Annotated in this window: 15 protein-coding genes, 2 tRNA genes, 1 rRNA gene and 1 pseudogene; 12 read left to right on the plus strand and 7 right to left on the minus strand. The window is 40.7% G+C overall.

All coding sequences use genetic code 11. The features are described 5' to 3' along the window. Positions 1-12: 12 nt before the first annotated feature. Together ORI98_RS17495 and ORI98_RS17500 are read right to left on the minus strand one after the other, a co-directional pair. Positions 13-471: a MaoC family dehydratase gene (locus tag ORI98_RS17495; protein ID WP_306136067.1), complete on the minus strand. Its 459-nt coding sequence runs from the start codon at positions 469-471 to the stop codon at positions 13-15. 95 nt (positions 472-566) lie between these two features. Beyond that, entirely contained in the window at positions 567-2,285 is a 1,719-nt protein-coding gene (locus ORI98_RS17500; protein WP_306136068.1) for a class I adenylate-forming enzyme family protein, read from the minus strand. A gap of 289 nt (positions 2,286-2,574) precedes the next feature. Between ORI98_RS17500 and ORI98_RS17505 the strand changes: the two genes are divergently transcribed. Then, positions 2,575-3,981, plus strand: a complete 1,407-nt coding sequence (locus ORI98_RS17505; RefSeq protein WP_306136069.1) for an MFS transporter — start codon at positions 2,575-2,577, stop codon at positions 3,979-3,981. A 230-nt stretch (positions 3,982-4,211) separates the two neighbouring features. On the opposite strand, the pseudogene ORI98_RS17510 reads toward ORI98_RS17505, so the two are convergent. Beyond that, positions 4,212-4,554: pseudogene (locus tag ORI98_RS17510) on the minus strand (IS3 family transposase); the annotation flags it as partial. Positions 4,555-4,729: 175 nt separating this feature from the next. Between ORI98_RS17510 and ORI98_RS17515 the strand changes: the two are divergent. Continuing rightward, entirely contained in the window at positions 4,730-6,136 is a 1,407-nt protein-coding gene (locus ORI98_RS17515; protein ID WP_306136070.1) for an ADP-ribosylglycohydrolase family protein, read from the plus strand. A 441-nt stretch (positions 6,137-6,577) separates the two neighbouring features. Here the strand turns inward: ORI98_RS17515 and ORI98_RS17520 are convergent. Both ORI98_RS17520 and dmeF read right to left on the minus strand, forming a co-directional pair. Beyond that, a tRNA-Trp gene (locus tag ORI98_RS17520) sits at positions 6,578-6,654 on the minus strand. Positions 6,655-6,770: 116 nt separating this feature from the next. Beyond that, positions 6,771-7,793, minus strand: a complete 1,023-nt coding sequence (dmeF, locus tag ORI98_RS17525) for a CDF family Co(II)/Ni(II) efflux transporter DmeF (protein WP_306136071.1) — start codon at positions 7,791-7,793, stop codon at positions 6,771-6,773. 858 nt (positions 7,794-8,651) lie between these two features. On the opposite strand from dmeF, the gene ORI98_RS17530 reads away from it, so the two are divergent. The 10 genes from ORI98_RS17530 to ORI98_RS17575 all read left to right on the plus strand — a co-directional run bounded on the left by ORI98_RS17530 (position 8,652) and on the right by ORI98_RS17575 (position 16,715). Continuing rightward, positions 8,652-9,104: a hypothetical protein gene (locus ORI98_RS17530; protein ID WP_261299662.1), complete on the plus strand. Its 453-nt coding sequence runs from the start codon at positions 8,652-8,654 to the stop codon at positions 9,102-9,104. Between the two features lie 74 nt (positions 9,105-9,178). Beyond that, positions 9,179-9,679, plus strand: a complete 501-nt coding sequence (locus tag ORI98_RS17535; RefSeq protein ID WP_306136072.1) for a Na+/H+ antiporter subunit E — start codon at positions 9,179-9,181, stop codon at positions 9,677-9,679. Continuing rightward, positions 9,679-9,975: a monovalent cation/H+ antiporter complex subunit F gene (locus ORI98_RS17540; protein WP_306136073.1), complete on the plus strand. Its 297-nt coding sequence runs from the start codon at positions 9,679-9,681 to the stop codon at positions 9,973-9,975. The genes ORI98_RS17535 and ORI98_RS17540 overlap by 1 nt, the downstream gene beginning before the upstream one ends. Next, the gene (gene mnhG, locus ORI98_RS17545; RefSeq protein WP_306136074.1) at positions 9,972-10,313 is read left to right on the plus strand and encodes a monovalent cation/H(+) antiporter subunit G; all 342 of its coding nucleotides are present in this window, start codon (positions 9,972-9,974) and stop codon (positions 10,311-10,313) included. The genes ORI98_RS17540 and mnhG overlap by 4 nt, the downstream gene beginning before the upstream one ends. A gap of 26 nt (positions 10,314-10,339) precedes the next feature. Continuing rightward, positions 10,340-11,335, plus strand: coding sequence for a Na(+)/H(+) antiporter subunit B (locus ORI98_RS17550; RefSeq protein ID WP_306136075.1), 996 nt, complete (start codon positions 10,340-10,342; stop codon positions 11,333-11,335). Continuing rightward, positions 11,316-11,678 (plus strand): cation:proton antiporter subunit C, encoded by a 363-nt coding sequence (locus ORI98_RS17555; protein WP_306136076.1) that lies wholly within the window; start codon positions 11,316-11,318, stop codon positions 11,676-11,678. The genes ORI98_RS17550 and ORI98_RS17555 overlap by 20 nt, the downstream gene beginning before the upstream one ends. Next, positions 11,678-13,156 carry a monovalent cation/H+ antiporter subunit D family protein gene (locus ORI98_RS17560; RefSeq protein ID WP_306136077.1) on the plus strand — a complete coding sequence of 493 codons (1,479 nt, stop codon included), beginning with the start codon at positions 11,678-11,680 and terminating at the stop codon, positions 13,154-13,156. The genes ORI98_RS17555 and ORI98_RS17560 overlap by 1 nt, the downstream gene beginning before the upstream one ends. After that, entirely contained in the window at positions 13,153-14,643 is a 1,491-nt protein-coding gene (locus ORI98_RS17565) for a monovalent cation/H+ antiporter subunit D family protein (RefSeq protein WP_261299669.1), read from the plus strand. Before ORI98_RS17560 ends, ORI98_RS17565 begins: the two co-directional genes overlap by 4 nt. Beyond that, on the plus strand, positions 14,633-15,028 hold the full coding sequence (locus ORI98_RS17570) for a hypothetical protein (protein WP_261299670.1): 396 nt from the start codon (positions 14,633-14,635) through the stop codon (positions 15,026-15,028). Before ORI98_RS17565 ends, ORI98_RS17570 begins: the two co-directional genes overlap by 11 nt. Next, the gene (locus ORI98_RS17575; protein ID WP_306136078.1) at positions 15,015-16,715 is read left to right on the plus strand and encodes a Na(+)/H(+) antiporter subunit D; all 1,701 of its coding nucleotides are present in this window, start codon (positions 15,015-15,017) and stop codon (positions 16,713-16,715) included. The genes ORI98_RS17570 and ORI98_RS17575 overlap by 14 nt, the downstream gene beginning before the upstream one ends. Before the next feature lie 605 nt (positions 16,716-17,320). Here the strand turns inward: ORI98_RS17575 and rrf are convergent. Both rrf and ORI98_RS17585 read right to left on the minus strand, forming a co-directional pair. After that, positions 17,321-17,436: ribosomal RNA gene (gene rrf, locus ORI98_RS17580) — 5S ribosomal RNA — on the minus strand. A gap of 36 nt (positions 17,437-17,472) precedes the next feature. Then, positions 17,473-17,548 (minus strand) — tRNA-Thr (locus tag ORI98_RS17585). Positions 17,549-17,690 lie beyond the last annotated feature (142 nt).

A 17,690-nucleotide genomic window follows, 5' to 3' on the forward strand; every position in this document is an offset into this window, starting at 1 on the left:
AGTCATTTTTAGTTATACAATGGTCATCGTGAGCCACTGCGCAATTAATGCAGGTTTAGACTCATTTTCGATTTCAACCTCAACATCCCAATTCAATAAGTATTGCCCAGGCTTTTTCTCAACCACAGAATTCAGAACAGTACGACCTCGTATATTGCTTCCTTCTTTTACTGGTTGTATGAACCTGATTTTGTCAAAACCATAGTTAAGCCCCATTTTCATATTCTCAATCTCAATACCAGTTTCAAATGAAAAAGCGGATAAATACGCTAATGACATAAAACCGTGTGCTATGGTGCCACCAAAAGGTGTTACTTTTGCAGCTTCTGGATCGACGTGAATAAACTGATGGTCATGTGTAGCATCGGCAAACTGATTGATTTGCGCTTGGGTTATTTGATACCACTTAGAAACGCCGGTTTCTTTACCCACAAATTCATTGATTTGCGAAATATTAACTTTGTGTCCCATGGTATATTTCCATTTAATTTAATTTAATTAGATTCAGAGTAAGGCGGATCCAAACCTGTGTTTATCACCTAGGTGACAATAAACACTTGTTCGCCTTAGCAATAAAAATCTATTTTCATTTGCTTCTTGTTTAATTTACCGGAACCAAGTCTTGGTAATGCGTTTTCTGTAATAAAAACCTTAGATGGCACTTTAAAGCTGGCTAAGTGATTGGATAAAAAGCTTTGCAACTCATTGATGCAGATTTTCGCTCCCGATTTGGGGTAAATTGCTGCACCTACAATTTCACCGAGTCTCTCGTCAGGCAATGCAAAAACAGAGCACTCTTGCACCAAACCACATTTATAAATGGCTTCTTCCACTTCTAAACACGAGATGTTTTCACCACCGCGAATGATGATGTCTTTGACTCGGTCGACAATAAAAACGAACCCGTCTTCATCTAGATAACCCAAGTCGCCTGTCCGGAAGTAACCGTCTATAAACACTTGCTCGGTAGCTTGTTCATTTTTAAAATACGACACCATATTTGAAATTGATTTGATCGCAATTTCGCCATGTTCACCTGTTTTGAGTTTGTTGCCGTATTGATCGATAATAATGATGTCAACGATAGGAAATGTTGCGGTACCAACGCTATTTGGTCGCCCTAAATAGTCACCACTGTGATTTACGGCACCGAGCGCATTTGTTTCAGTGAGTCCATAACCAGTGCTTGCGTGTCCTTCTGGAAAAGTGTCATACAATTTACGAACGTGTTCGGAAGGTCGGGCTGCACCACCGGCACTAATATCAGTTAAAGAGGAAGTGTCAAACTCACTAACTAGCGGGTGTTGCATCATTTCCATCGACATGGTCGGTACGCCATTGAAATAGGTAACTCGTTCCTGCTCAATAAGTGTTAAGGCCTCTTTGGCATCCCACTTATGCATCATGACGGTTTTGCGACCGGTAAAGAACGACAGCAAAAATAAGACATGACAACCTGTCACATGAAACAGGGGAACCGTCATTAAAGCGCAAGGTCGAAACGCTGGCTCTTTCCCTGCAGTCCCATTTGCAAAAGCGGCTCCTGTTCCTAACAATGTCCAAGTGTTAAGCGCGGACAGTATGCTCCTCTGATTTGATTCAGCTCCTTTAGGTTCGCCTGTTGAACCTGAGGTATAAAATATAGTCGCTGCATCCTCTGGTTTTATCTCAATTTCAAACAAAACGCTGTTTTTATATTTCAACAAGAGATCGCCGAGAAGCGACACGTTATTAGACTCTTCTTCTTTTCTGGCTAGAATGACGGGGATACTTTTTTGACTCAAAAAGTCGTTTAGTAAATTGAGACGTTTTTGATCGGCGATGACCAACTTAGCGTTGCAGTGCGTTATTCCAAATTCAAATTCATCAAGTTGCCACCAAGCGTTAAGTGGAACGACAATCGCGCCAAGTTTAGTTATTGCCATAAATGCAACGATCCACTCAGGATAATTGCGCATAGCAATGACGACCATATCACCTTTTTTAATGTTATATTCTGTTAAAAGCGCCACCGCGAAGTCATCAGCTTTTTGGTTTAAGTCATTAAATGAATACCTTTCAGATTGGTATATTAAAAACTCTTTGTCCCCATGCTCTTGAGCTACGTTGTTATACATCTCAGATAGATTATTTGGGAGGTTAGTGAAAACAGGATATACGATGCCATTAATTTCTTGCTTCTCTACCGCAAAGTTGCTGTCTGTCAGCCGAACTAATTTTGATACTTCAACATTTATTTTTTTTGCGCCAGCTAATTCAACCTGAACATCTTGATTCTGTAACATATGGCAACCCTATACCTAATTAAAGCATTTTGTTTTTATGCTAGTAAGATGACAATTAAATGGTTTTTCCAATGTCACCTAGGTGTCACTGAACAATATTTAGCTTGTTTATTCAAAGAAAGAATCACCGAGTCAACAAGAACTGTGTCAATCAAAGCAGCATTTGAGCCGATTAATGCTTAACAGGCTTAGTCACCTATGTGACACATGAAAGAATATGTCACTGTTAGATTTCTGGTTAAGGAAAAAAATAAGTGCTAAGAATAACAATAAGGGCAAGGTTTAAATTATGAACTTCATTAATAAGGTAGGGTATGGTATTGGTCAAATGTCCGATGGCGTCAAACAAGCCGCTTTTAGCACATTCTTAATATTTTACTACAATCAAGTATTAGGCCTTTCAGCAAGCTTAGCCGGTTTTGCAGCTTTACTTGCGTTAATTGCAGACGCGATAACAGATCCAATGGTCGGCCATATATCAGACAGGTTTGAATCTAAGTTTGGCCGAAGACATCCATTCATGTTGGCTGGTGTGGTCCCGTTTGCACTGGCTATCTACTTGTTATTTGCGCCGCCTCAAGGATTAAACGAAGGCCAATTATTTGGTTGGATGATTGGATTTGCTATCGCAGTAAGAACGGCTCTGACATTTTTCTATGTACCACATCTTTCATTAGGCGCAGAGTTGGTTAATGGTTATCATGAAAGAACGTCTCTTATTGGTTATCGAGTCTTTTTCACGTACTTCGGTATTTTTCTCACAAGCGCTATAGGCTTTGCCGTTTTTTTTCCACCGACACCAGAGTTTCCAAACGGATTACTCAATGCAGCCAGTTATCCAGATTTTGGTTTGTTTTGTGCCATTTTGGCCAGCATTGCAATGTTAATAACGCTATTAAGCACTCGTTCAAGCATACCTAGCCTTGCTAAAGCCATTGAACCTACATCTAAAAAAAGAACGCTTTTGTCGGTACTCGAAGTCTTTAGGGCATTAAAAATACCTTCGTTCAAAAACCTGTTTTTAGTCATTTTATTATTCACATCATTAGTTGGCGTTGTACAAACACTATTAGTGTATGTAGCAACCTACGTATTTAATTTTGGGCCACAATATTTAGCCGGTTTAGCTAGCTCATTTGTAATCGGATTACTATTTGCATCATATACCGCACAACGCTTTGCAAAACGTTTTGATAAACGTTATTCACTTGGATTATGTATGTTTCTAGGATCTGTTTTCGGATTTGCTCCGATAACAATGCACTTTGTTGGTTTTTTTAATACTATGGCCGTTGAGCCCAAGTTTTTATTTATCTTTATAGTCAACGGTATTTCACAGATCTTTTTTATTGCTTATATGATCTTGCTAGATTCAATGTTAACCGACGTAATTGACGAAAATGAGTTAACTACAGGTAATAGAGAAGAAGGGTTATTCTTCGCTGCTAGAGCTTTTGCCCAGAAAGCCAGTTTCGGGCTAGGAGCTTTATTTGCCGGTATAGCCCTGGACCTGATTAAGTTTCCTAAAAGCGCATCACCAGAAACAATAACACCAGAAGTGGTAGACAAACTAGCTTTGCTTGGTGGACCAATTATGTTCTTTTTGTTTGTTGCAACAATTTTGATTTCTAAAAACTACCCCCTAACTAAAGAAAAACATCGATTGATAATGGAAAAAATTAACACAGCAAAATAATTTCATTAACTTTAAACTCGCTCAAATACAAGACAGGGTAGGAGCATACTTTATTTACTAACTTGTACGCTCTTATCGCTGGCGATTAGGGCTGGAGTGAGAACCGAGCTTCCCCCGCTGAAGGTCACCCTGGTTGGTTTCAACAACAATTGTTTTGGCCCTAGTCAACTGAATTCGGACAATCTTGTTAAGTCATCTCTCAAAGGCTTACCCATACGTTTAAATTCATTTTAACTTTGATAATTTAGGTATGAATGTATTCGTTGGCTGTTGTACCACATAGTGATGTAATTCAAGACATATTGTTGAGCTGCATAGCACGTTCGATAATTGCGCCGATAAACTCGTCCTTGCTTCAAGCTGAGGAAAAAGCTTTCTGCTACGGCATTATCTCAACAATATCCTTTTTTACTCATACAGCCTCCAAACTTATGAAGCCTCAATATCCGTCTATATTGGTGGCTTACTAATTGAACACCTTGATATGATCAATCCCGCTTTAGGCTTTCATTGCCATATAGTTATTGTTATCTCATCACAAACAAGTTGTGCTTTCATTCTGCTACCAATACTCTAATCAGTCGGGATCACTCTAACCATTATAGGTAGTTGAATTTTCATCATAAGGTTATCGCATAATTGGTAAAGAGGGGGTTAAGTTGGCAGTACAATATGTGACACTTCGAAGTTAAATTCGGGTATATTCACTTTTAACAAACAAAATTATGTAAAAATTACGGGATATCAAGTGGCTAGTACCTATAGACTTGTGATTATTTTTTTTATCTTATTATCAATATCTTGCACCAAAGATGATGTTTCAGATAAATCATCTAACATTCTACAAAACCTAGAGAAAGCAGAAAACAATTCAGTTCGAATAATTTCCCGTGCAGCCTATAAAAATAGCCTTTATGGCTTTTGGTTAGGGCAAAGCATTGCCAATTGGACAGGCCTCGTTACTGAAATGGACAAAATTGGTGGCGAAGGCGCATCTGGCGTGTTTTATACACGAAACGATTGGGGGAAAGCTGACCAACCGAGCATATGGGGCCAAGGCATTCCTAGCGATTTATCAGACAACATAGATTTTGTTTTTGAAGATGAAGGAAGTATCTGGGGATCCGATGATGATACTGATATTGAATATATGTACCAATACCTCCTATATACAAATAAGGTCACTATTCTTAGTCCTGAACAGATACGGGATGGGTGGTTAAAACATATATACTCCGATGAAAACACCCCTTTTACTGTTGAAGGGAAACCTGAAAATTATTTATGGGTATCAAATCAACGAGCTCATGACTTAATGGCGAATAGAGGTTTATTACCACCGGAGACTAGTCACCCTGATAATAATAAAGATTACGATATGATCGATGCGCAGCTAACCACCGAAATATTTGGTTTTTTTGCCCCTTCCAGACCTGATATAGCATTAAAAATGGCATATTTACCTATTCGTACTACGGCTAGAGAAAATGCCGCATGGGCCTCTGAATTTTACGTGGTTATGTATTCACTTGCTTCTTCTGTAGACAAATCCTTGCCAATGAAAGAACAAATTCAATGGATGGCTAGCATAGCAAGAAAGCGATTACCTAATGATTCTTATTCCGCCAAAATGTTTGACTTTGTAAAAAGTAGATATCAAGCCGGTGATAAATGGGAAGCTGTACGGGACGATCTATACCAAAAATATCAAGTAAATCAGGAGGACGGTTATGATATTTCTTCTAGGAATTTGTATTGTAATGGCTGTTTTGCTTCTGGTATAAACTTTGCGAGCAGTATTGTTAGTTTATTCTACGGTGAAGGTGACATTATTGAAACAGTAAAAATTGCTGTGTTAAGTGGTTGGGATTCTGATAATCCTGCGGCAACTTGGGGCGGATTGTTAGGTTTTATGATTGGTCAATCAGGTATAGAAGAAGCTTTTGGTCGCAAATTTGCTACTCAATTTAATATTCATCGAACACGCGGATACTTTCCAAATAATGGCTTGGATGACTTCTCCAATATGGCTAACCATGGGGTTGAAATAATTGACCGTGTTGTTATAGAGCAAATGGGTGGAAAAATTGTTCAAGAAAATGACTCATGGATTATCCCCATGCAAACTAATGACATAAGCCCATCGAATAATTGATTTTAAGCTCAAATATACTGATTTATAAGAAGACGATTAGGTTGACCGATTTGGGTATGCTTCAAGGTTTTAATCCGGCCATTGAAACAGTGAATGACCAATTGAAGAATATTTCCTATATCGAACACTAAATACACCACAACGCACATCGATTCATGCTCTTTAGCTGCTAGATCGCACTAGTTTCGTGTTGGCTTAACCAAAGTTGAGCCTAATAAATCTCATAGCAAAACGCCAAAGTTTACACTCGCTTGAAAAACGAGAGTCTACTCATAGATATCATGGCAAAAAAGGTCATGGTCACGGTTTGGCCACCATTTGGTCACCATGTGAAAAATTGATGTTTTATGAAGTAAGAAGTGAGGGCTGTGGAAAAAAGTAAAAAATTGATAAAAGCTAGAAAAGACAAAGGCCTAGCATTTTTGCTAGGCCTTCTGAATTTGGCAGGGGTGGCAGGACTCGAACCCGCAACCATCGGTTTTGGAGACCGCTGTTCTACCAATTGGAACTACACCCCTGTTGACGAGGGGCATTATGCTAAAACCTCTGAAAAAGGTAAAGCACTTTTTCAACAAATGCCGCTAACTGCAGCATTTTCAGCCAAGTTAGCCACTGTCATCATCCAAAAGCTAAATTACTTAACCGCTACAGTTGAGCATTCAGGTAAGTCACATTGATGAATCTCGATGGTAATATGCTTAATTTGCTTAAATTTTGACTCTAAGTCTCTTTTTAATTGCAGGTTATCGATATTTTCATGAGCAACAATTGACATCACTAACACAAAATCGGCTGAGTTTGCCCGCCATAAATGGATATCAGTTATAACACAAGCGCAATACTGTTCTACAAATGCTTCTATTGACTCTTGCTGTTTTGCGGCTTTGTTATTATCTAGCAATATTGGGCTGGTATGCATAATAAGCCCATAGGCCCACTTGGTTATGATAATCGCCCCCACTATGCCCATAACTGGGTCAAGCCATAACCAACCGAGATATTTACCTAAAACAAGTGCAAAAATAGCTAATAAGGATGTCAGCGCATCTGCCAGTACATGCATATAAGCTGCATTCAAATTGTGATCATGATGATGACCATGATTATCATGCGAATGATGGTCGTGATGGTCGTGATGGTCGTGATGGTCGTGATGGTCGTGATGGTCGTGATGGTCGTGATGGTCGTGATGGTCGTGCGAATGATGATCTTTTAACAAGAATGCACTAACAATATTGACAGTTAAACCAATCACAGCGACAAATATAGCTTGTTCAAATTGAATCTCATGCGGATTGAAAATTCGCGACAACGATTCTACCAACATCAGCAATGCAACCATTCCCAAGGCTATGGCGCTGGTAAAACCACCCAATACACTGACTTTACCTGTGCCGAATGCAAACTGTGGCGAGTCTGCATGTTTTCTAGCGTAGTGGTAAGCAAATAGGGTAATCATAAATGCTGCGGCGTGGGTTCCCATATGCCAGCCATCAGCTAATAAGGCCATAGACCCATAAACAGTACCAGCAACAATCTCAACTATCATTGTCACTATGGTTAAAAGCAGTACATAGCGGGTATTTTTTTCACCTTCATGATTATGGTGATTAAAATTATGTGTTTGAGCCCATTTTTCTGTGGAGTGATTATTCATGGTTACATCAAGAAACAAAGGATGGATTTTAGTTACTAATAGGTTATATACAGCTTCACAAAAACTAACAAGTTAGCGATTAAAAATTGTGAACCAAGTATTGATTTTGCTAATACAAATCATATTCATTTATAAATTATAGTGCACTATCGTCAATTGACGTCTTAATGGGGAATACTTATTTGATGGTAACGATTAAAGCCGAGATCAACAGTTCCCCAGTATTTGGTCATAACTTTAAATGTTAGCCGTTGAAACCACTACATTAGCAGCGAGTATTAAACACTCATCAACTCAGGGCTACCGCACGAGTGATTGTATTTTATACAACTCGTGAAAGTTTATTAAACGAAATGCCGTGAAATCATCCATGATGGCCCAAATATAAAAGAATAACTGCGTCCATGCAGTTGATATTCGATTAATAAACTTCCACTAATTGAGCGAAAAGTATTCACGTTCTCCCACTTCTCATCAACCCACTCCTTTATCCCAAATTACTGTAAACAACTGACTATCGAAGCCCCACTAGACCTCAGCGGCACAACTAGAAATATGATCGATATAACAAAAAATAGTCTGTTTACATTCGCTTAGTGTTCAAATTTGTTTTTTGTATGCTATAAAAGAATGGCAATGATTAAATAATTGACAACAAAAGGTTAAATGCAAGACCAATTTGTCGTACAAACTATGTTAATCGGAACGATTTGATGATTAGTTTAAACGCTACAAAATTTGGGGACTTCACAACAAACTTATATTAACTATACAAAGATTTAAAAGTACCTAATGAATGCTGCATCGATATATTTCAGTAGGTGAATTTGCAATGAATAGAACTATAAAGGGATTGTTATGCGAATCGTCCAACTCTTAGCGCTATTAACATTTACGCTCACTTTTTCGCAATCTGCCATCTCAAATAATGCAAACACAGAAGAACAGCTGATTCTATCGTCCTGCATGTCACTAAACAAAGAATCGACTGACATTTCCACTAAACCTTGCGCTTACTATATTCAAGGATTTCTTGCAGGCACATTCAACAAAACGCAACAGTTTGAGCTTAAAAAAGGTTCAGAAGGGTTTGCTGACAGGGCGTATCGTATTCGAGTAGGTAACCTGACATCAAAAATTGCACCAACAGAATTATGCATACCAGCAAATGTAACTCGTGATCAGCTACTTAAGCGAATAGTAGATAGAACGATGAACGAACTACCACCATCGACTAACTCTCTACAAAGGCTGCAAAGCCAGATTTATCATGCATTAGTCAACGAGGCGTCATGTGAACGAGATGACTAACGAGTGGATAAGGCCAAAAAAGTTTTAAACATGCTGAATTTAAAGCACTTAACTAATAAAAAGTATTAATCAATATGAAACAAGAAAACAAAATCGGTGTTGTTCCAAGCCATAGGCTTGTCCTGATATTAACACTGGCCCTATTTTGGTGGATTAATTCAAATTACAGTAATCCTCTTTTACTGTCACTGGGTGTGGGGTCAATCATGCTGGTGCTTTATATTGCCCAAAAAATGGATGTTATCGACCAAGAAACTCACCCTATTCGTCTCAATGCCAATATGCCGAGTTATGCTCTTTGGTTAGTAAAGCAAGTGGTGTTATCTAACATCAGTGTGGTTAAACATATCTGGATAGGCAACAGTAGCATTTCACCAATACTAACTAAGATAGACACTCGTCAATGCTCTGATATTAATAAAGTCATCTACGCTAACTCAATTACCCTAACTCCTGGAACCGTCGCAATAGATTTAATTGATGACCAACTCACTGTTCATGCTTTACATAAGGATGATGTCGAGATACTAAAAACCGGAGAGATGGATCTCCGGGTAAAGGAGCTTGAAAACTAATGTTAGCTGCCGCCACAATCGCCATTCTTGTTGTTATGCTACTCGCAATCATCCGCTGTATCGTCGGTCCCACTCTTTACGATCGTATATTAGCCTTCAATTTTTTTGGCACCAAAGCCATTTTACTGATTTCAGTTTTGGGCTTTTTAATGGGACGACCAGAGTTTCTTGACATCGCCCTCGTCTATGCCCTAATTAACTTTATCAGTGTTATCGGAGTTTTACGTTACTCCGATTCTGCCGAGTTCAAAGTTACCCCTTACCCCCCCTCTTCAACTCAGGAGGGTGACAAATGAACGTGTTCCTCGAAATAAGCAGTGGATTATGCCTGCTAATAGGTTGCTTTCTTTGCTTTTCTGGTGGAATCGGCATTCTCCGTTTTCCAGACTTTTACACTCGCATGCATGCTGCAAGCGTTACCGACACCTTAGGTGCAAGCCTAGTGCTAATTGGCTTAATGTTGCAAAGTCCCAATGGTGTCGTACTTATGAAACTGATTTTGATTTTAATGTGTACGCTATTTATCAATCCATCTGCCAGCCATGCATTAGCAAAAGCAGCATTGCATAATGGCCTGTTACCGCTACAGGCTAAACCCGATATTCAGGGAGGGAACAAGCCATCGAAGCTTTAGTTGATGTAATACTGTTATTATTTTTAGTGGTCATCGCCATCGCAATCGTTCGTACTCGCAATCTATTAGCGGTTGTCATGTTAAGTGGCATATATGGCTTATTATCTGCGTGTTTCTTTGTGGTAGTAGATGCCGTAGATGTGGCTTTTACCGAAGCTTCCGTAGGAGCTGGAATATCTGGCTTACTCATGTTAGCAGCCATTACCATAACGGGTCGTAAAGAAGCCCCCAAGCGCCATAAACCTTTTCTAGCACTGTTTGTGGTGCTAGTCACTGGTGGCATGCTGGTATACGGCACCATGGATATGCCTTATTTTGGTGCCGCTGATGCGCCAGTTCATCAACATGTTGCGCCGCGTTATATTAATGAATCTATGCAGGAAGTCGGCGTCCCTAATATTGTGACTGCGGTTTTAGGAAGCTACCGTGCATTTGACACCTTAGGTGAAGTCGCCGTTATTTTTACCGCTGGTATTGGTGTACTTTCATTATTGTCACTGCCTAGACGCCGTAAAAAAATCTCATCTGATGAAGCCACTGAAGAACAGATGCATGAGCGTCATATGGTTGTACGAATTGTCAGTAAAGCTCTTATCCCTTTCATCTTGCTGTTTGCGTTATATGTGCAATTCCATGGTGACTTTGGTCCTGGCGGGGGCTTCCAAGCTGGTGTGATCTTCGCAGCAGGGATTATTCTTTACACCATGCTATTTGGTTTAGATACCGCTCAAAAGGTGTTTAACCCGTCGATAATTCAACTGCTCGCCGCGGTGGGGCTTTTACTTTACGCCTCTGTCGGGGTTGTTTCGATGATAAATGGTGCCAACTTCTTAGATTATAACGTGCTAGCTGATGATCCTATTGATGGTCAACATATCGGGATACTCATTATTGAATTAGGAGTAGGTATCACTGTCGCATCGGTTATGTTAAGTATCTTTTTCAATTTTGATGCCCGCAGACAAGCCATTCAATACAGTAACAAACAAAAAGGGGAGCTGGATGTTTCTCGGACTCTATAACTATTGGATCGCAATTTTGCTGATGATGATTGGTTTTTATATCGTTATCGCCCATGGTAATTTGGTTAAGAAGTTAGTTGGACTAACCATTTTTCAAACCTCAGTGTTTATCTTTTATATCAGCGTAGGCGTGGTTGAGCGTGGCAGCGCCCCCATCTTAGCTGAAGGAATTAGCGATTACTCTAATCCTCTCCCTCATGTATTAATTCTTACCGCCATTGTTGTCGGTATTGCGACCACCGCACTTGGGCTTGCACTAGTCATCAGAATCAAAGAGTCATATGGCTGTGTCGAAGAAGATGAGATACAGAAACTAGATCAGCTAAACGGGGAAAAATCATAGTGTTAGCTCACCTGCCTATTTTACAAGTGGTGGTGCCGCTAATGGCAGCCCCATTATGCTGGTTCTTAAACCGTTCAAAACTGGTGTGGATATTTGCCTTATTAGTCTGTGCTGCGACCTGCACCAACAGCACACTATTACTGATAGAAGTCATGAAATCAGGGACCATCACCTATGAACTTGGGGGATGGGAAGCACCTTGGGGGATAGAATTACGCATAGATAAACTGAATGCTTTTTTACTGCTGATTATCTCGACTATTGCAACTGTGGTGATATTTGCCGCGAACACTAGTATTCAAAAAGAATTGAGCGAAGATCGCCACACTCTATTTTACAGCCTCTACCTACTATCTTTAACAGGTATGTACGGCATAGTGTCTACTGGCGATGCATTTAATGTATTTGTCTTTTTAGAGATTTCCTCGCTTTCGGCCTACGCTTTAATCGCCTTAGGTAATGACAGACGTGCACTTTGGGCCGCTTTTCAATACTTGATTATGGGTACCATTGGTGCCACCTTTATTTTGATTGGTATCGGCATGCTCTATCAAATGACGGGCACGCTCAACATGAGCGATCTCGCGATTAGATTGGTTGACGTTGGCCACACCCGCACAGTATTTGTCGCTTTCGCCTTCTTAATTGTCGGCCTCTGCTTAAAGCTAGCACTATTCCCACTCCACCTGTGGTTGCCGAATGCTTATGCCTACGCACCTTCAATAGTAACGGCTTTTTTAGCTGCCACCTCAACAAAAGTAGCAGTTTACTTACTGATCCGATTTACTTTTACTGTATTTGGTATCAGTTTCTCGTTTACCACTCTCCCCTTACAAAGCATTTTAATGGTGCTAGGACTTGTGGGTGTTTTTGTTGCTTCTGTTGCCGCGATATACCAGCAAAATGTTAAACATATCTTAGCCTACTCAAGTATCGCGCAAGTCGGCTATATGATCATCGGTTACTCGATTTATACCAGTACAGGCGTGATGGCAACCTTACTGCATCTGTTTAACCATGCCTTAATGAAAAGCGCCCTGTTTTTAGCATTGGGCGCAATAATGTACCGAATTGGCAGCGTTCAATTGAGCCAATTTCAAGGCTTAGGTCGACAAATGCCATTAACCATGTCAGCCATAGTCATTGGTGGGTTGAGTCTTATTGGTGTGCCCTTAACCGTCGGTTTTATCAGTAAATGGTATTTGCTTATCGCCAGTGTTGAAGCTGGTATGTTGTCAGTTGCCATACTTATCCTTCTGGGGTCATTACTGGCAATTGTCTATATCTGGCGAATTGTGGAAATGGCTTACTTTAAGCCGCCACTACCTGGGCGAGAAACAGTCAAAGAGGCCCCTTGGACATTCCTTGCGCCTATTTGGGCCCTTGTCATCGCTAATATCTATTTCGGTATCGATACTCGCCTAAGTGTGCAAATTACACAGGCGGCTTCACAAAGTTTGTTTGGAATAACCCCATGACCTCATCTTTGGCGCTGATGTTACAGCTAACTATCTTATTGCCACTGCTGGCAACCTTTGCAATAGCAATAACAGCAAAGAAACCTAACCTTCGTGAGGCTGTCACCATTAGCACCAGTCTTGCGGTACTTTACTGCGTGATCAACCTTTATCAAGCGATCAAGGCTGGAGCAAGCATTGAGGTGTCTTGGTGGGAACTGATGCCTGGGTTAGAGGTGAGCTTTGTTGTTGAACCACTAGGAATGTTATTCGCACTAGTTGCTAGTTTTCTTTGGTTAATTACTACTATTTATGCCATAGGCTATATGCGTGGTCACGGTGAGGAAAACCAAACTCGCTTTTACATTTGCTTCGCTTTAGCCATTAGTGCGGTTATGGGACTCGCCTTTTCAGCCAATCTATTTACCCTATTCATCTTTTATGAAGTGATAACCTTATCAACCTATCCACTGGTGACGCATGCCGGTACAGACAAAGCTAAACAGGGTGGTCGCGTCTACCTTGGTATTTTACTTAGTACCTCAATCGTATTCTTCCTGTTAGCGATTGTATTGACTTGGTTAATTAGTGGCAGCCTTGAGTTTACCGCAGGCGGTGTCTTTGATGACAAAGTTAATACCACCATGGCTGGCGTAATCTTAGTACTCTTTATCTTTGGTATAGGCAAAGCAGCCATCATGCCATTTCATCGCTGGCTACCTGCTGCTATGGTTGCACCAACTCCAGTTAGCGCCCTGTTGCATGCTGTAGCGGTGGTAAAAGCCGGAGTATTTACGGTAATCAAAGTCTGTATTTTTATTTTTGGACTCGACCTATTACCTAAACTGCCCACCACAGAGTTTTTGCTGTACTTAGCGACTTTTTCTGTATTAGTAGCTTCTATCGTGGCGATGCGACAAGACAACTTGAAAGCCAGATTAGCGTACTCTACCGTGAGTCAATTGGGTTACATCACTATCGGTGCATTACTAGCAACCTCATCAGGGGTTATCGGTAGCGCTATGCATATTGCTTCCCATGCCTTTGGCAAGATCACGCTGTTCTTTTGCGCAGGTGCAATTTTAGTAGCCTGTCATAAATCGAAGGTCAGCGAGATGCGTGGTTTAGGTTATACAATGCCAATCACTATGGCCGCTTTTTTTATTGGCAGCCTTAGCATTATCGGCGTTCCACCCACTGGTGGAACATGGAGTAAATGGTTCCTATTAATGGCTACCGTTGAAACAGGTTATTGGGTTGTAATGGTCACCTTGATGCTGAGTTCGTTGCTCAATATCGCCTACCTATTGCCCATCCCTTATCATGCGTTTTTCCCTGGCAAGGATGAAAAGCCAGAAAAAAACACAATCAAAGAAGCGCCATTACCCTCTTTAATTGCATTAACTATCACATCATTAGGCTGCTTGATTATGTTCATCCATCCACAGCCCGTTTATGAATTGGCGAAAACTATCTTGACTGTATCTGGAGTTAGCCATGGACAATGAGAAGCAGTACATTTTTGATAATCCCAAAAATATCCAGCGAGTTTTATACCTGTTATATGCTTGCTGCGGATTACTTGTGATACTTGATTTTGTCATTCACCGTCATGTTTCTCATCCCTGGGAAAACTTACCTCTCTTTTATCCTATCTATGGTTTTGTTGGCTGTGTGATATTGGTATTGGTCGCAAGCTGGATGCGAACCTTTTTGATGCGCCCAGAAGACTATTATGATCAAGATAATGATGGTCAGGAAAATAACGACAATGAAATCGAGGACAACCAAGCAGCTCTTAGTATAGCCGCTGCAACTGATGTCGAGTCTGAAAAAGAACACTTAAGCGAAATTAGAAATAACAATAAAGGTGATCGCAATGTGGATGCTTGAATTACCGCCCTTTGTATTGTTTTTAATCGGCGGTTTGATTGCTGCTACAACTCATGGGAAACTCCGCGGCGCATTGATGATAGCAATACCTATCGTCAGTGGGTTGCACTTGTGGACTGTACCTGAGGGTGTCCATCTTCAATTCATGTTTTTAGACTATGAATTAGTCCCCTATCGCGCTGACAAATTGAGCCTGATGTTTGGCTATATTTTTCATATTGCAGCATTAATTTCGATCATCTATTCACTTCACGTTAAAGATACTGTGCAGCAAGTAGCAACCATGCTATACGCGGGAAGCGCCATTGGTGCCGTGTTTGCGGGAGACTTACTTACTCTATTTGTGTTTTGGGAGCTATTGGCGTTTACCTCAGTATTTCTCATTTGGGCTCGTCGTACTTCTCGCGCTTATAGCGCTGGTATGCGCTACCTAATCATGCAAGTACTGTCAGGGGTTATTCTACTGGTAGGCGCACTGTTTCATATAGCTGAAACAGGCAGTGTCGCCTTCGATAAAATAGGATTAGATGGCATAGCTGGTTGGCTAATATTTATCGCCTTTGGTATTAAATGTGCCTTTCCTTTTTTTCACACATGGCTTACCGATGCCTACCCTGAAGCGACACCAACTGGTACCGTTATTCTGAGTGCTTTTACCACCAAGGTGGCAGTTTATGCACTGGCTAGAGCCTACCCCGGTACGGAGTTTCTAATTTATATCGGCGCAGCAATGACTTGCTTCCCTATCTTCTTTGCGGTAATTGAAAACGATCTTCGTCGAGTACTTGCTTATAGCTTGATTAACCAAGTCGGCTTTATGGTAGTAGGTATAGGTATTGGCACCTCACTAGCATTAAATGGGGCTGTTTCTCACGCCTTTAACGATGTGATCTTTAAAGGCCTGTTATTTATGAGCATGGGGGCTGTATTGCACATGACTGGACGAATAAATGGTTCAGATCTCGGTGGCCTTTATAAAACCATGCCTAAAACCACAATATTATGTATTGTAGGCGCAGCCTCTATTTCAGCATTCCCGCTGTTTAGCGGTTTTGTCAGTAAATCTATGGTGATGTCGGCTGCCATTGAAACGGGTCATGATTGGGTCTGGTTAATGCTATTGTTTGCTTCGGCGGGTGTATTCCACCATGCAGGTATCAAAATCCCTTATTTTGCGTTCTTTGCACATGACTCAGGCATAAGAGCAAACGATCCACCAAACAACATGTTATTGGCTATGTTTATATCAGCCTGTCTGTGTATAGGTATTGGTATCTACCCGGCTGCGCTCTACTCGTTATTACCATACGATACTGGCTATAATCCCTATGATGCAACCCATGTACTCGCCCAGACACAGCTGCTGTTATTCTCAGCACTGGCCTTCGTCTGGTTGAACCTTAAAGGTAAGTATCCGCCAGAATTACGCTCCACTCATCTTGACATTGATTGGGTCTACAGGCGTTTAGTGCCTAATGCTCTGCAGCGTATATTTGCGGTGATTTGGAAAGTAGACGCAGAAATACGTCAATCAATACGAAGCAAACTAAACCAATGTCAGACGTTTTTATCACGTCAATACAAAGGAGGTGGTAGCCTTATGTCCACCGACTATCCCTCTGGCAATATGGTGCTCTGGGTAGCGGTTATTCTCGCAACCTACCTGTTCATTGGCTTTGTGAGCTAATCGTTCTCATCAAGTATAAGCTAGCCTATTTGAACACTGTAATTGCGAATAGGCTGGTATCAAACCTTAGTATTAGCCAAGGATTAAAGGGTTAAAGGTTTAAAGGTTTAAAGGTTTAAAGGTTTAAGAAGTGATGAGCATATTAGCTCATAATTCAATGCGAATCGGTATAATTTTTCGACACAAAACAAAAAGGCCACTCATTAGAGTGGCCTTGCTGTTTTATTAGGCGCCTGGAAATCATCTACTCTCACGTGGGCATATCACCCACACTACTTTTATAATCAAATTTCAGATGTAAAAAAGCACGTTACTAACGTAACGGGCTTGATACTCTCTTTACGAGAAATTTGGCACCTGGAAATGACCTACTCTCACATGGGCATATCGGCCACACTATCAATGACAAATATTTGGTATAATTTTTCGACACAAAACAAAAAGACCACTAATTAGAGTGGCCTTACTGTTTTAATAGGTGCCAGGAAATGACCTACTCTCACATGGGCATATCGGCCACACTATCAATGACAGATATTTGGTATAATTTTTCGACACAAAACAAAAAGGCCACTCATTAGAGTGGCCTTACTGTTTTATTAGGTGCCTGGAAATGACCTACTCTCACATGGGGAGACCCCACACTACCATCGGCGATACTCTGTTTCACTTCTGAGTTCGGAATGGGATCAGGTGGTACCAAAGCTCTATGGTTTCCAAACAAATTTTATACTAGGACTTTACACTAGTTTGTTCGTGGTGCTGATACCCAGAATCGAACTGGGGACCTCATCCTTACCAAGGATGCGCTCTACCGACTGAGCCATATCAGCAAAACTGCTTTTATGTTTCTGAAATGACTACTGAGTAGATACAATTTCATTACTTTTGCTATTTAAAGCGTATTAGGCGCCTGGAAATGACCTACTCTCACATGGGGAGACCCCACACTACCATCGGCGATACTGTGTTTCA

It is taken from the genome of Shewanella sp. ULN5, assembly GCF_030731885.1.
Taxonomy (GTDB): Bacteria; Pseudomonadota; Gammaproteobacteria; order Enterobacterales; family Shewanellaceae; genus Shewanella; species Shewanella holmiensis.

Excerpts from the sequence above, each read along its gene's own strand:
- ORI98_RS17535 (WP_306136072.1), top strand. The coding sequence starts at position 9,179 with ATGAAACAAGAAAACAAAATCGGTGTTGTTCCAAGCCATAGGCTTGTC.
- ORI98_RS17575 (WP_306136078.1), top strand. The coding sequence starts at position 15,015 with ATGTGGATGCTTGAATTACCGCCCTTTGTATTGTTTTTAATCGGCGGT.
- ORI98_RS17555 (WP_306136076.1), top strand. The coding sequence starts at position 11,316 with ATGTTTCTCGGACTCTATAACTATTGGATCGCAATTTTGCTGATGATG.
- dmeF (WP_306136071.1), bottom strand. The coding sequence starts at position 7,793 with ATGAATAATCACTCCACAGAAAAATGGGCTCAAACACATAATTTTAAT.
- ORI98_RS17565 (WP_261299669.1), top strand. The coding sequence starts at position 13,153 with ATGACCTCATCTTTGGCGCTGATGTTACAGCTAACTATCTTATTGCCA.
- mnhG (WP_306136074.1), top strand. The coding sequence starts at position 9,972 with ATGAACGTGTTCCTCGAAATAAGCAGTGGATTATGCCTGCTAATAGGT.
- ORI98_RS17540 (WP_306136073.1), top strand. The coding sequence starts at position 9,679 with ATGTTAGCTGCCGCCACAATCGCCATTCTTGTTGTTATGCTACTCGCA.
- ORI98_RS17505 (WP_306136069.1), top strand. The coding sequence starts at position 2,575 with ATGAACTTCATTAATAAGGTAGGGTATGGTATTGGTCAAATGTCCGAT.
- ORI98_RS17570 (WP_261299670.1), top strand. The coding sequence starts at position 14,633 with ATGGACAATGAGAAGCAGTACATTTTTGATAATCCCAAAAATATCCAG.
- ORI98_RS17495 (WP_306136067.1), bottom strand. The coding sequence starts at position 471 with ATGGGACACAAAGTTAATATTTCGCAAATCAATGAATTTGTGGGTAAA.
- ORI98_RS17530 (WP_261299662.1), top strand. The coding sequence starts at position 8,652 with ATGCGAATCGTCCAACTCTTAGCGCTATTAACATTTACGCTCACTTTT.
- ORI98_RS17500 (WP_306136068.1), bottom strand. The coding sequence starts at position 2,285 with ATGTTACAGAATCAAGATGTTCAGGTTGAATTAGCTGGCGCAAAAAAA.